Genomic DNA, 13,700 nt, shown 5'->3' with positions numbered 1-13,700 from the left:
GACGTGGCTATGCTCACAAACCGGCGCAAGGAAGTGGCGGTCGCCGCCACTCTGGTGGCGCCTTTCGTGCTCACCTTCGCGCTGGTCTTTCTCTATCCCTCCATCCGGCTCGTCGAGCTGAGCCTGACGAACTCGCCGCTGATCGGCTCCGGGGAATGGGTGGGCCTCGACAATTTCAAGCGGCTGCTGACCGACAAGCTGTTCCTGACCTCGCTGAAGAACAACGGCTATTTCATCCTGCTGACGGTCGTTCCGACGACGGCGCTGGCCCTTGCGATCGCGCTGATGATCACCCGCCTGCGCGGCTCGCTGCAGGCGCTGGCGCTGGCCGTCTTCTTCCTTCCCTACATCCTGCCGGTCTCGGTGGTGACGCAGATCTGGATCTGGATGCTGGATTTCCAGTTCGGTGTGCTGCAGCCCGTCATCGCCTTCTTCTACGGCAAGCCGGTGCCGGTCTTCAAGAATCCCTACTGGGTGATGCCCATGGTGGCGCTGGTGACCATCTGGTGGACGAACGGTTTCAACGTCCTGCTGTTCATCGCCGGCCTGCGCAACATCCCGAAGGACTATTACGAGGCGGCCCAGCTCGACGGCGCCAGCCGGCTTCAGCTCTTCACCCGGGTCACATGGCCGCTGCTCTGGCCGGTCACGGCGCTGGTGCTGACGCTGCAACTCATCCTGCAGCTCAAGATTTTCGATCAGGTCTACCTTTTGAGCAGCGGCGGTCCGTTCAACTCGTCCTACGTGCTGCTGCTGATGGTCTATCGCGAGGCGTTCCAGCTCAACCACGGCGGCTATGCATCGGCCATCGCGCTCGTGCTGTTCGTCGTCATCGCGGTGCTTTCGGTGCTGCAATTCCAGCTTCTGCGTGCAAGGGGCGGCCGATGAGATCCATCCGAAAGATCGAAAACGGGGTCCTGACCGTCGGCACATTCACGGCCGCCGCGCTGTGGATCTTCCCGCTCTACTGGGCCTTCATCACCTCGATCCGCACCGAGGAGCGTGTCGTGTCGAACGAGGCCGGCATCATTCCGGACGAGTTCAACCTCGGCGCCTATGCCGACATCCTCTGGAACTCGAACATCCTCAACTGGTACGTCAATTCCATCGGCACGGCAGCGATCATCACGGTGACCGTGATCGTCTCGGGCATGATGTGCGCCTATGCGATCTCGCAGCTTCGCTTTCCCGGCCGCCGGCTGCTCTACGGCATCGTGCTCGCGAGCTTCATGGTGCCGTCCCAGGCGCTCGTGGTCACCCAGTTCATCCTGATGAACGACCTGGGGCTGATCAACACCTGGGCCGGCATCATCCTGCCGCAGCTCATCGTTCCCGTCGTGATCATCGTCTACAAGCAGTTCTTCGACGCCGTACCGAAGGAGATGCGCGAAGCGGTGGTCCTGGATGGCGGCGGCGACTACACGCTGCTGTTCAAGGTGTACCTGCCGCTCAACTGGGGGATCACCACGGCGCTTGCGATCATCACCTTCATCATGGCCTGGAACCAGTTCCTCTGGCCGTTCCTCGCGGTGACGACCGAAAACAGGATGACCATCCCCGTCGGCATCACCCAGGTCAACGACGCTTTCGGCGTCTTCTATGCGCGACTGATGTCGGTCGCCCTGCTCGGCGCCATGCCGGTCGCGATCGCCTATCTCATCTTCCAGAAGAAGGTGACGGAGGCCGTCATGATCTCCTCAGGCGTCAAGGGGTAGGCGGGCTAGGCTACGGGCGGGTGAAGCCGCGTGTCGAGCGCGAAGGCCTCTTGCAGCTTCAGCGCATAACCGCCCGGCGCGCCGCCCGCCAGAAAGACCAGGTTCCAGCTGTGCATCGAGACCGCACTCGGGATCGCGACGAACCGGTGGCGGCGCAGCAGATCGTCTCCGAAAGCCTGTTGCCCCGCGCCCGGGATGCCCGGCCGCAACCAGTTGGGATTGGGCACGCTCGCCGGATCGACGACATGGACACCGGCGGGCTCGGCGATGGCGGCCGCCGTCATCGTGTGCGCGACCGTGTCGAGCGCCCGGAACCCCTTGTGGACGGCGACCTCTAGGATCGCCGTCGCCGGATCGAGGGAACAGTAGACCGCGCGAACGCCCTTGCTGTTCCAGCGCCCGCCGAACCGATAGGCGCCTTCGCCGCTGTCCCATGTCGCCGCATGGACGGCCCGGTCGAGCCGCCATGCGACGAGCTCGGTCCCGCCGAGCGCAACGGGCAGAAAGCTCATGCATAGACGCCGTATTCGAGGCGGTCGAGATGATCCTCCACCAGCTCGACGCCGGCAGGCGTGCCCAGCAGATCGATCGGACGGCGCTGGTCGAGCCCGACGGCGGGCCGCTCCAGCCATTGCTCGGCTTCCGCCTGCGATCCGAAGACGTCCGTCGCCTTCGCGAGGATCTCGGCGAACTTCCACGTGCGGCCGCTCTGCTCCTGGCTGAGCGGCTTCGAGGGCATGTCCTTCCGCCGCTGCCAGGTCCGCAGGCTCATGCCGACCGCCTTTTCGAGGGACTCGTTCTTGCCGATGACGACGAGATTGCCGACAAGGTGATCGAGCGCCGAAGCGGGCAGGCCGTGCAGAAGCAGCTCATGCGCGTCGAGCGCATTGGTCAGGCGGCGTGCGAGCACCCTGGAGCCACCCAGCAGGGCTTCGATCTTTTGCAGGTCGCCGCCGGCGACCGTTGAGGAAGGGGCTTTCGCTGCGACGGCCATGTCGTTCTCCGCGTCAAGTGTCGCTTCATATATGTCATGTGTCGCATCGCATTTCAAGGACGGACGCATCCGGCCACGCCGTTCATCCGGTCCGTCAGGGGAGCAGGTGCGTTTCATGGCAGCGTCCTTGCGACTGATAACCCATTGGCATCATTCGCAAGTCGCACTTGGAAATAGAATGTACCCTCTACGGCCATTGAATCACATAAGACTTGTTATGGAACCAAAACGCGCCAGGCGTTGATGCGATCGCCACAGGCGGCAAGCAGCGCTGCCTTCCAGGCCGCCGCGTGCGCCTTCACTGCGCGGCGGCGGCGAGGCATGCGTCGACGATGCCCCCGATCTCGGCCCGGCAGGAGCCGCAATTGGTCCCGGCGTTCAGCGCCTTGCCGACGGCCTCGACGCTGCCGCAGCCGCCGCGCACGGCCGCGACGATCTGGTTGACGCCGACGGAAAAGCAGGAGCAGACGGTGGCGCCGGGATCCGGCTTGTCGCTCCCCGGCCGGCCGGCGACGAGCGCGAAGCGCCTGCGCCGGTCGGCGTGATCGGCCACAAGCTGTGCGACCGCCCAGCTGCGCGCGGCCGCCACCGGCTCGCGGGCGAGAAACAGGGCCGCGAGCAGGCGCGGGCCGTCGAAGAAGGCAAGCCGGAGGTCGCCGGTCTGCCGGTCGGCATAGCCGAGCGGCTCGGCGCCATCCGGCACGCCGAAGGCGTGCCGGCACCAGGCGCTCCAGTCTTCGACCGGCCGCTCGAAGGCAAGCTCCGTGCGCCAGCCGCCTTGCGCCTTCGCCAGCGCCCAATAGGCGGCATCGAGGCTCTCCGGCTTCGCCCGCGAGACGGCGAAGCCGTAATGCGCCGCCCTGAACGGGCGGGCGGCGACGGCGACGTTCTTCGAGGCCGGCTGGCCGGAAAACCGGTCGGTGACGGGAGGCACGAGCGCGTCGATGCGGGCCCTTGCCGAGAACTGGCCGCTCCAGTGCATCGGCACGAAGATGCTGCCGCGCGCCTGGCGCTCGGTGACGAGCGCACGCACGATGGCCCTGCCCCGCGGGCTCTCGATTTCGACGAGGCCGGCATTGCCGACGCCGATCTCCATCGCGTCGCGCGGATGAAGCTCGGCGAAGGGCTCGGCCGTATGGGCCGAGAGGCGCGCGCTCCTGCCGGTCCGCGTCATCGTGTGCCACTGGTCGCGGATGCGGCCCGTGTTCAGCGTGAAGGGACAGGCGGCGTCCGTGCGGTCCGTCGCCGCCGGCCGGACCGGGACGAGGCACGCCCGGCCGTCGGCATGGTAGAAGCCGCCGCTTGCGAAGAAGCGGGTCTGCGCAGGCTGCCGCCCCGCCGGCTGCGGCCACTGGAAGGGCGAAAGGGCGTCGTAGGCCTGCGGGTCGAGGCCCGCATAGGCGCCGATATCGAAATCGCGGCTGCCGCCGTTCTCGAAGGCCGAGAGCGCCGCATGCTCGTTGAAGACCTGCGCCTGGGCGTCGTAGCCGAAGGCGTCCGCGAACCCCATGCGCCGGGCGACCTCGGCAAGCTGCCACCAGTCGGCCCGCGCCGCGCCGGGCGCGTCGAGAAAAGGCCGCTGCCGGGAGATGCGCCGCTCGGAATTGGTGACCGTGCCGTCCTTCTCGCCCCAGCCGAGCGAGGGCAGAAGCACATGGGCATGGCGGGCCGTATCCGTCGCCTTCACGACGTCGGAGACGACGACGAAGGGACAGGCGCGGATCGCCGCCTCGACGGCATCGGCATCCGGCATCGAGACGGCCGGGTTCGTCGCCATGATCCAGAGCGCCCTGATGCGCCCCTCCGCCACCGCCCGGAACAGGTCGACCGCCTTGAGCCCCGGCCTTCCGGCAATCTTCGGCGACCGCCAGAAGCGCTGCACGCGGCTGCGATCCTCGGGGCTTTCGATCGCCATGTGGGCGGCGAGCATGTTGGCGAGCCCGCCGACCTCGCGCCCGCCCATGGCGTTCGGCTGGCCGGTCAGCGAGAACGGCCCCATGCCCGGCCGACCGATGCGGCCGGTCGCAAGGTGGCAGTTCAGGATGGCGTTGACCTTGTCCGTGCCCGACGACGACTGGTTGACGCCCTGGCTGTAGCAGGTCACCACCTTCTCCGTCGCAGCGAAGAGGCGGTAGAATTCGCGCAGCTGCATGGCCGGAAGGCCGGTCCGCTCCAGGACATCCGTGAAGGAAACGGCCGAGGCGGCCGTAAAGGCATCGGCAAAGCCGGCCGTGTGGGCGGCGATGTAGTTCCGGTCGAGCGCGCCGGCGGCGGCAAGATGCGAGAACAGGCCGACGAAGAGGGCCACATCCGCATCGGGACGGATCGCCAGGTGAAGATCGGCGATGTCGGCCGTCATCGTGCGGCGCGGGTCGATGACCACCACCTTCATGCCCGGCCGCTTCGCCTTGGCCGCCGCCAGCCGCTGGTAGAGGACCGGGTGGCACCAGGCGAGGTTCGAGCCGGCGAGGATCACGAGGTCCGCAAGCTCCAGGTCCTCGTAGGTGCCCGGCACCGTGTCCGAGCCGAAGGCGCGGCGATGGCCGGCGACGGAGGAGGACATGCAGAGCCGCGAATTGGTGTCGATGTTCGCCGAGCCGATGAAGCCCTTCATTAGCTTGTTGGCGACGTAGTAGTCCTCGGTGAGGAGCTGGCCGGAAACGTAGAAGGCGACCGAATCCGGCCCGTGCCCGGCAATGGCGGCCGAGAACCTTGCCGCGACGAGATCGAGCGCGTCGTCCCACGTCGCCTGCCGCCCGCCGATCTCGGGATGCAGGATGCGGCCGTCGAGGTCGATCGTCTCGGCCAGCGCCGAGCCCTTCGAGCAGAGCCGGCCGTAATTGGCGGGATGGTCCGGGTCGCCCCTGACGGTGACGGCGCCGTCACCGGACACGGTCGCGACGACCCCGCAGCCGACGCCGCAATAGGGGCAGGTTGTCTTGACCTCCTTCTCCATCCTATTCGGCCGCCGCCATCAGGTTTTCGAGCGCGATGAACAGCGCGCCGTCCTCGTTGCGGAGCGCAACGGTCCTCACCGCGCCCTCGTCCGCCCCCAGCGCCTTGCCGCTCTCCAGCGAGATCACCCAGTTGTGCAGCGGGCAGGTCACGGCCCTGCCATGCACGATGCCCTGCGAGAGCGGCCCGCCCCTGTGCGGGCAACGGTCCTCGATGGCGAAGACCTCCCCTTCCGCCGTGCGGAAGACGGCGATCCTGCCTTGCGGGGTCTTCACGCAGCGCGCGCCGCGCAGCGGGATGTCGGCGATGCTGCCGATGGCGATCCAGTTTCCGTCCATGGCCTCACTCCGCTGCCGGGCTGTAGCCGATCGTCGCCATCGGCTTGAACTCGTGCTTGTCCTTGCCGGAGACGCGCTCCGACCAGGGATCGACCTGGGCGAATTTCTGGGAGAAGACGAAGCGGTCGTAATAGGCCTTGCGCCTTTGCGCGTCGTCCATGATCTGGCGGCGGATCTCCTCGAGGCCGACGCGCTTTGCCCATTTGTAGATGCGCTCGAGATAGCGGGCCTGCTCGCGGTACATCTGCGTCAGCGCCACGATATGCTCCAGCGCCTCGTCCTCGCTCTTCACGAGGCCGAGCACCTCCGTGCCCTTGATGTCGAGGCCGGCGGCACCGGCGAAATGGATCTCGAAGCCCGAATCGACGCAGACGACGCCGATGTCCTTGCAGGTCGCCTCCGCGCAGTTCCGCGGACAGCCGGAGACCGCCATCTTCAGCTTGGCCGGCGTCCAGGAGCCCCACATGAACTTCTCGATGCGGATGCCGAGGCCGGTGGAATCCTGCGTGCCGAAGCGGCACCAGTGCGAGCCGACGCAGGTCTTCACCGTGCGCAGGCCCTTGGCATAGGCCTGGCCGGAGATGAAGCCGGCCTTGCCGAGATCGGCCCAGACGGCGGGCAGGTCCTCCTTCTCGATGCCGAGCAGGTCGATGCGCTGGCCGCCCGTCACCTTGACCAGCGGGATCTCGAACTTGTCGACCACGTCGGCGATGGCGCGAAGCTCGCGGGCACTCGTCACCCCGCCCCACATGCGCGGCACGACGGAATAGGTGCCGTCCTTCTGGATGTTGGCGTGCACGCGCTCGTTGATGAAGCGCGACTGGTAGTCGTCGGCATATTCGTCCGGAAAGTCGCAGACGAGGTAGTAGTTGAGCGCCGGCCGGCATTTGGCGCAGCCGCAGGAGGTCTTCCACTCCAGCTCCTGCATGACGGCCGGAATGCTCTTCAGCCCCTTCGCCTTGATGAGACGGCGCACGTCGTCATGGCCGAGATCGGTGCAGCCGCACATCGGCTGGACGGCGGCGGGGTTGTAGGCCTCGCCCAGCGTCAGCGTCATCAGCTGCTCGACGAGGCCGGTGCAGGAGCCGCAGGAGGCGGACGCCTTGGTATGGGCGCGCACGTCGTCGAGCGAGGTCAGGCCCTTTTCCGTGATCGCCCCGACGATCCTTCCCTTGCACACGCCGTTGCAGCCGCAGATCTCCGCATCATCCGGCAAGGCTGCAACGGCCGCCATAGGGTCCAGGGAGGCGCCTCCCTGGTAGGCCTGGCCGAAGATCAGCGTCTCGCGCATCCCGGAGATGTCGGTCCCCTTCTTCTTCAGGTCGTTGAACCAGGCGCCGTCCGACGTCTCGCCGTAGAGCACCGTGCCGACGATGCGGTTCTCCTTCAGCACCAGCCGCTTGTAGACGCCGGCCGCGGCGTCGCGCAGCACGATCTCCTCGCGGTCGTCGCCATCGGCGAAATCGCCGAGCGAGAAGAGCTCGATGCCGGTGACCTTGAGCTTGGTCGGCGTGTCGGAATGCACGAAGGCGGCGGAGCCGTCTCCGGCAAGATGCGCGGCGGCGACGCGGGCCATCTCGTAGAGCGGCGCGACGAGGCCGTAGACCATGCCGCCCACCTCCGCGCATTCGCCGAGCGCCCATATGCTGCCGTCCGAGGTCTGCATGCCGTGATCGACGACGATGCCGCGGTTGACGGCGAGCCCCGCCTGCCTGGCGAGGCCGACATTCGGGCGGATGCCGACGGCCATGACGACGAGCGTCGCCGGGATGACGCGCCCGTCGTCGAGCTCGATGCCCCGGACCTTGACCTCCCCGAGGATGGCCTTCGTATTGGCCTTGCAGAGGATCTTGATGCCGCGGCCTTCCAGCTCCTTTTGCAGGAGGTAGCCCGCGGCGGGGTCGAGCTGGCGGTCCATCAGCGTCGGCATGACATGGAGCACGGTCACGTCCATGCCGCGGCCGGCAAGGCCCGCGGCGGCTTCGAGCCCGAGCAGGCCGCCGCCGATGACCACCGCTTTTTCGCGCGACTGGGCGGCGAGCAGCATGGCCTCGACATCGTCGAGGTCGCGATAGGTGATGACGCCCGGCAGGTCGTTGCCCGGCACGGGCAGGATGAAGGGCACGGAGCCGGTGGCGATCACCAGCCTGTCGTAGCGTTCCGTCACGCCGTGATCGGAGGTGACGGTCTTCGCCTCGCGGTCGATCGCGACGATGCGGTGGCCCTTGTAGAGCGTGATGCCGTGCTTGATGTACCAGCCGTCGCCATGGATGATGATCTGCTCGTAGTCCTTCTCGCCGGAGAGCACCGGCGAGAGCATGATGCGGTCGTAGTTGACCCGCGGCTCGGCGTTGAAGATGGTCACCTCGTAGCGGCCGGGCGCCCGTTCCAGGAGGTGTTCCAGCATGCGCCCCGGCGCCATGCCGTTGCCGATGATGACGAGTTTCTCGGTCATGGTGTTTCCTCCGGTCAGGCGGCGACGGCCGGCATGGCGGGCGCGCGGCGCTCCATCCGGCGGATCGACAGATGCATCCAGAGGAGCGAGACGGCGACGACGGCGAAGAGCAGGATGAAGCAGCTCGACCACAGGCCGGTCGCATCCTTCAGCACGCCGAAGGCGATGGGCAGCACGAAGCCGCCGAGGCCGCCCACCATGCCGACGACGCCGCCCACCGCGCCGATGCTGTCCGGGTAATAGGCCGGGATATGCTTGTAGACTGCCGCCTTGCCGAGGCTCATGACGAAGCCGAGCACGAAGACGACGGCGACGAAGACCGCGGGCGAGATGCCGGACGGCAGCGACAGGAGAAGCGTCGCGGCCGCCGAAACGCCGAACATCCAGTACATGACGGCGCGCGCGCCCTTGCGGTCGGAGAGCACGCCGCCGAAGGCGCGGAAGATGCTGCCGGGGATCGAATAGGCCGCCGCGATCATGCCGGCGGTCGCGATGTCGAAGCCGTAGACGCCGACGAGATAGCGCGGCAGCCAGAGCGACAGCGCCACGAAGCCGCCGAAGGCGAAGAAGTAGTAGAGCGAAAAGCGCCAGACCTGGGCGTTCTTCAGCGGTGCGAATTCCTGCGCGAGGCTGCGCGGCGGCGCCTTGCCGTCCTGGCGGCCGCGGAAGGCCGGGTCGTCGGTGGTCGTGAACCAGAAGGCGAAGGCCGTCATGATCAGCGCCGCGGCCCAGAGCTGCGCGACCGTCTGCCAGCCGGCGGCGACGAGCACGAAGGGGGCGAGGAACTTGGTCAGCGCCGCGCCGACATTGCCCGCCCCGAAGATGCCGAGCACCGTGCCCTGCTTTTCCGGCGGGAAGAAGGGCGAGACATAGGCCACCCCCACGGCGAAGGAGCCGCCGGCCAGCCCCACGCCGAGGCCGGCGAGCAGCATCTGCGGGAAGGTGGCCGCATGGGACAGCAGGAGCGTGGCGAGCGCCGCCGCCAGCATGGTCAGCGTGTAGACGAGGCGGCCGCCATAGCGGGTGGTCCAGACGCCGAGCAGGATGCGCACCAGCGAGCCGGTGAGGATGGGCGTGCCGACGAGAAGGCCGAACTCGGCCTCGCTGAGCCCCAGGTCCTCCTTGATGCGGATGCCGATGATTGCGAAGATCGTCCAGACGGCGAAACAGATGGTGAAGGCGAAGGTGGACATCCACAGGGCGACTGCCGGTTCGCCGGCGGATGGGGGCTGCTTGGTCTCGGACATGGCTTCTCCCTGGCCCGACAAGGTCGTGCCGATCCTTCTTGGGGTTGAAAAACAAAAAGCCGCTGGCCAGGACGCGCGGCACGGATCGTCCGTGTGCGCAATCTCCTGATCAGCGGCTTTGCTGGAGGCGCCCGTCGTTGGACGCCGATATCGTGGCCCGAAGGCCCGCCAGAAGAAAAGCAATCGGCGTGCCAGTTTTGCCAACTATCTGATTTTTCGGGAAATCAGCAATCGGCAAGCCAGTACCGCGCAACAGGACGCACACCGCCCCGGCAGCAACGGAGACATTTTTTGTGCAGTGCGCACAAAATAGGCGCCCGAGCATTTCCGGCAAGCGGCATCGCGGAATGCGGCTCTAGGCGGACTGCGCCGCGATATAGGCGTCCAGGTCGTCCGGGTCGAAGCGGCCGCCGTCGAAGAAGCCGTCGGGGCCGAGCGTCAGCGCGCCGGAAGAGCCCACCGGCGTCTCCGCGGTCAGGGCGCCCTCCACCTTGGCGCTGGCGGACGGCATGGCGATGCCGAGCCCGCCGAGCGCGGCGCGGTAGATGTCCGGGCGGTAGGTCTGCGCGGCGATCCGCCGGTGTTCCGCCGTGTGGGCGACCTGCCGCCAGCGGACCATCTGGGTATAGAACCAGAGGGCGTGGCTCTTCCACGGGAAGGTCGCGGCCTTGGCGTTCGGAACGAAGAAGTCGCCGACGCCCCGCACGGCGCCGCCCCCGACGGGCATGAGGCCGCTCAGCGCCGGCATGAGCAGCTCGGCGTTCTGGCCGACATAGGCAGGCCTTGCCAGAAGCCCTGCGAGCTCCTCGCGGTTCCCCGGGCTTGCGCACCAGACGGATGCCCGGTAGAGCGCCGCGAGCAGCGCGGCCATCGCCTCCGGGTTGGCGTCTGCCCAGCGGGCGTTGACGCCGAGCACCTTTTCCGGGCTCGACCGCCAGATCGCCGCCTTGACGGTGGCAAGGTGCGCGCCGCGCCGGAGGACGCCGAAAGTGTTCCAGGGCTCGCCCGCGCAATAGCCGTCGATGCCGCCTTCGGCTAGCGCATCCCCCATGTCCGGCGGCGGCAGCACGACGATCTCGACGTCGCGGTCCGGATCGACGCCGCTTGCGGCGAGCCAGTAGCGCAGCTCGTAATTGTGGCCCGAATAGGGGTGCACGACGCCGAAGCGCAGCGGCTCGCCCCTCCTGGCGCCCGCGACCCGCGCGAGCGCCGCGCCGTTGCGCCGCGCATCGAGATCGGCCGTCGCGCCCTCTTCCGCCATCGCCCGCCAGAGCGCCGCGGAGACCGTGACGGCATTGCCGCCGAGCCCCAGCGCCATCGGCACGATCATCTCCGGCGCCGGGGCGCTGAGGCCGAGATTGCAGGCGATCGGCATGGGGCCGAGGATATGCGCGACGTCGAAATGGCTGACTGCGAGCCGGTCGCGGATGCTGGCCCACGAGCGCTCGCGCACCAGCGTGAGGTCGATCGACTGCGCCTCGGCAAAGCCCTTTTCCCTGGCGGCGACGAGCAGGGCGCTGTCGAGCAGCGGCACGAAGCCGGCGGTGATGGCGTGTCTCATCGTCATTCCTTCGCTCCCGGATCGAGCAGGCTTGCCGCCGTGACGAGGCTCTGGGCGATCTCGACGATCTTGCGGTTCTGGTTCATCGCCGTGCGGCGCAGAAGCGCATAGGCCTCCTCCTCCGAAAGGCCCCGCGAGCGCATCAGCAGGCCCTTGGCCCGGTCGATCACCTTGCGGTTCTCCAGTTCGCCGCGCGTTTCCTCCAGCTCGCGGCTGAGGCGGGAAAAGGCGTTGAAGCGGCTGATCGCCATCTTCAGGATCGGGCGGACACGCTCCTGCTTGAGCCCGTCGACGATATAGGCGGAAACGCCCGCCTCCACCGCCGCCTCGATGGACGCCTCGTCGGACTTGTCGACGAACATGGCGATGGGCCGCTGCACGGCGCGCGACAGCTGAAAGAGGCTTTCCAGCATGTCGCGGTTGGGATTTTCGAGATCGATGACGATCACATCCGGGTTGAGCTCGGCGATGCGGCGCGCCAGGCCATGCATCTCGCCGATGACGGTGACCTGGTCGTGGCCGGCGTCGCGCAGCCCCTCCTCGATGATGGCCGCCCGGATCCGGTTCTCGTCGATGACCAATACATTCAATCCGCCCGGTCGCATCCCATCACCGCGTCGAAGCCAAGGACATTCGGCAGATGCGTCCGAACGGCGCGGAAATCAAGCCGGATCTGCGCCCGCCCCCGGCGGACGGGCGGGACGGGCCGCGCAAGAGGGCAAGGACGGGGCGGCGCGATCATCCGCGCTACACCGTCAGATGCCGGCGCGCCTCGGGCGTTTCGAGCGTCTCGGCCGCGCCTTCGTGCACGATCTCGCCGCGGTCCATGATGTAGACGTGATCGGCAAGCTCGCGGCAGAAATCGAGATATTGCTCGACGAGCAGGATCGCCATGCCGGTGGAATCGCGCAGGTACCGGATCGCCCGGCCGATATCCTTGATGATCGACGGCTGGATGCCTTCGGTCGGCTCGTCCAGGACGAGGATCCTCGGCCGCGTGACCAGCGCCCGGCCGATCGCGAGCTGCTGCTGCTGGCCGCCGGAAAGGTCGCCGCCGCGCCGACCGAGCATGGTGTGCAGCACCGGAAAGAGGCTGAAGATCTCGTTCGGGATGAAGCGCTCCGAGCGCTTGAGCGGCGCAAAGCCGGTTTCGAGGTTCTCCCGGACGGTGAGCAGGGGGAATATCTCGCGGCCCTGCGGCACATAGCCGATGCCCTCCTTGGCGCGGCCGTAGGGCGCCATGCCGTCGAGCCTGGCGTCATTGAAGGCGACGCTGCCCGAGGAGAGCGGATGCTGGCCGATGATGGCGCGCAGGAGGCTCGACTTGCCGACCCCGTTGCGGCCGAGCACGCAGGTGATCTTGCCCATCTTCGCCGTGAGCGAGATGCCGCGCAAGGCCTGCGCGGCGCCGTAGTGAAGGCTGGCGTTCTCGACGGTCAGCATGAGAAATCTCCGTTCGAGCGGGTAGGCTCACCCCCCTCTGCCCTGCCGGGCATCTCCCCCTCAGGGGGGGAGATCAGCAGGTGGCTAGAACCTTGCTCCAACTCGACGTTCATGGTGGGCGAAACGGCGCCCCATCCAATCTCCCCCCTTGAGGGGGAGATGCCCGGCAGGGCAGAGGGGGGTAGCGAAGCAACCTGCTCCAACGAGAGAAACACCGAATACACCGTCACCTCCCCAGATAGTTCTCGATGACCTTCTGGTCGGCGCTGACGAAGTCGATCGTGCCCTCCGCCAGCACCGAGCCTTCGGCAAGGCAGGTCACCTTCACGCCGAGGTCGCGGATGAAGCCCATGTCGTGCTCGACGACGACCACCGAGCGGGTCTTCGCGATCTCCTTCAAGAGGATCGCCGTTTCCGCCGTCTCCGCGTCCGTCATGCCGGCGACGGGCTCGTCGACCAGCAGCAGCTCCGGTTCCTGCGCCAGGAGCATGCCGATCTCCAGCCATTGCTTCTGGCCGTGGCTGAGGTTGGCCGCAAGGTCGTCCTTGCGGTTCGTGAGCCGCACGGTCGACAGGATCTCCTCGATGCGCGCCCTGTCCCCGGCGGTCAGCCGATAGAAGAGCGTGGAAAAGACGCCGCGGCGGCGGTTGAGCGCCAGTTCCAGGTTGTCCCAGACGGTATGGCTCTCGAAGACCGTCGGCTTCTGGAACTTGCGGCCGATGCCGAGCTGGGCGATCTCCGCCTCGTCCTTCTGCGTCAGGTCGATGGTGCCCTTGAAGAAGACCTCGCCCTCGTCCGGCCGCGTCTTGCCGGTGATGATGTCCATCATCGTCGTCTTGCCGGCGCCGTTCGGGCCGATGATGGCGCGAAGCTCGCCCGGCTCGATGACGAAGGAGAGCGCATTCAGCGCCTTGAAGCCGTCGAAGGAGACGGAGACGCCGTCGAGGTAGAGGATGCTCGTGGGTCTGGCATTGCTTGCGAGCGTGTTCATG

Annotated in this window: 12 protein-coding genes; 2 read left to right on the top strand and 10 right to left on the bottom strand. The window is 67.3% G+C overall.

Annotated features, from left to right (window positions below; translation table 11 throughout):
- The first annotated feature begins 9 nt into the window (after positions 1-9).
- Positions 10-888 carry a carbohydrate ABC transporter permease gene (locus tag ACIIOY_RS08705; protein ID WP_411034288.1) on the top strand — a complete coding sequence of 293 codons (879 nt, stop codon included), beginning with the start codon at positions 10-12 and terminating at the stop codon, positions 886-888.
- Positions 885-1,715: a carbohydrate ABC transporter permease gene (locus ACIIOY_RS08700; protein ID WP_411034249.1), complete on the top strand. Its 831-nt coding sequence runs from the start codon at positions 885-887 to the stop codon at positions 1,713-1,715. Before ACIIOY_RS08705 ends, ACIIOY_RS08700 begins: the two co-directional genes overlap by 4 nt.
- A 5-nt stretch (positions 1,716-1,720) precedes the next feature.
- On the opposite strand, the gene ACIIOY_RS08695 is transcribed toward ACIIOY_RS08700, so the two are convergent.
- The 10 genes from ACIIOY_RS08695 to urtD all read right to left on the bottom strand — a co-directional run bounded on the left by ACIIOY_RS08695 (position 1,721) and on the right by urtD (position 13,699).
- Entirely contained in the window at positions 1,721-2,227 is a 507-nt protein-coding gene (locus ACIIOY_RS08695) for an RES family NAD+ phosphorylase (protein ID WP_411034248.1), read from the bottom strand.
- Positions 2,224-2,709, bottom strand: coding sequence for a type II RES/Xre toxin-antitoxin system antitoxin (gene parS / locus ACIIOY_RS08690; RefSeq protein WP_411034247.1), 486 nt, complete (start codon positions 2,707-2,709; stop codon positions 2,224-2,226). The genes ACIIOY_RS08695 and parS overlap by 4 nt, the downstream gene beginning before the upstream one ends.
- A 298-nt stretch (positions 2,710-3,007) precedes the next feature.
- Complete coding sequence (locus ACIIOY_RS08685) at positions 3,008-5,665, bottom strand: nitrate reductase (RefSeq protein WP_411034246.1); 2,658 nt, start codon at positions 5,663-5,665, stop codon at positions 3,008-3,010.
- Between the two features lies 1 nt (position 5,666).
- Complete coding sequence (nirD, locus tag ACIIOY_RS08680; protein ID WP_411034245.1) at positions 5,667-6,002, bottom strand: nitrite reductase small subunit NirD; 336 nt, start codon at positions 6,000-6,002, stop codon at positions 5,667-5,669.
- Positions 6,003-6,006: 4 nt separating this feature from the next.
- Positions 6,007-8,457 (bottom strand): nitrite reductase large subunit NirB, encoded by a 2,451-nt coding sequence (nirB, locus tag ACIIOY_RS08675; RefSeq protein WP_411034244.1) that lies wholly within the window; start codon positions 8,455-8,457, stop codon positions 6,007-6,009.
- 14 nt (positions 8,458-8,471) lie between these two features.
- On the bottom strand, positions 8,472-9,704 hold the full coding sequence (locus ACIIOY_RS08670) for an MFS transporter (protein WP_411034243.1): 1,233 nt from the start codon (positions 9,702-9,704) through the stop codon (positions 8,472-8,474).
- A gap of 355 nt (positions 9,705-10,059) precedes the next feature.
- Positions 10,060-11,271 carry a CmpA/NrtA family ABC transporter substrate-binding protein gene (locus tag ACIIOY_RS08665; protein ID WP_411034242.1) on the bottom strand — a complete coding sequence of 404 codons (1,212 nt, stop codon included), beginning with the start codon at positions 11,269-11,271 and terminating at the stop codon, positions 10,060-10,062.
- Complete coding sequence (locus ACIIOY_RS08660) at positions 11,268-11,870, bottom strand: ANTAR domain-containing response regulator (RefSeq protein WP_411034241.1); 603 nt, start codon at positions 11,868-11,870, stop codon at positions 11,268-11,270. Before ACIIOY_RS08660 ends, ACIIOY_RS08665 begins: the two co-directional genes overlap by 4 nt.
- 142 nt (positions 11,871-12,012) lie before the next feature.
- A complete protein-coding gene (gene urtE / locus ACIIOY_RS08655) occupies positions 12,013-12,708 on the bottom strand; it encodes an urea ABC transporter ATP-binding subunit UrtE (protein ID WP_411034240.1) in 696 nt (231 codons plus the stop codon).
- Positions 12,709-12,934: 226 nt separating this feature from the next.
- A complete protein-coding gene (gene urtD / locus ACIIOY_RS08650) occupies positions 12,935-13,699 on the bottom strand; it encodes an urea ABC transporter ATP-binding protein UrtD (protein WP_411034239.1) in 765 nt (254 codons plus the stop codon).
- Position 13,700: the final 1 nt, after the last annotated feature.

The sequence above is a fragment of the Shinella agrisoli genome, from assembly GCF_046557955.1.
Classification (GTDB): Bacteria; Pseudomonadota; Alphaproteobacteria; order Rhizobiales; family Rhizobiaceae; genus Shinella.
This window is presented reverse-complemented; position numbering and strand designations above follow the sequence as displayed.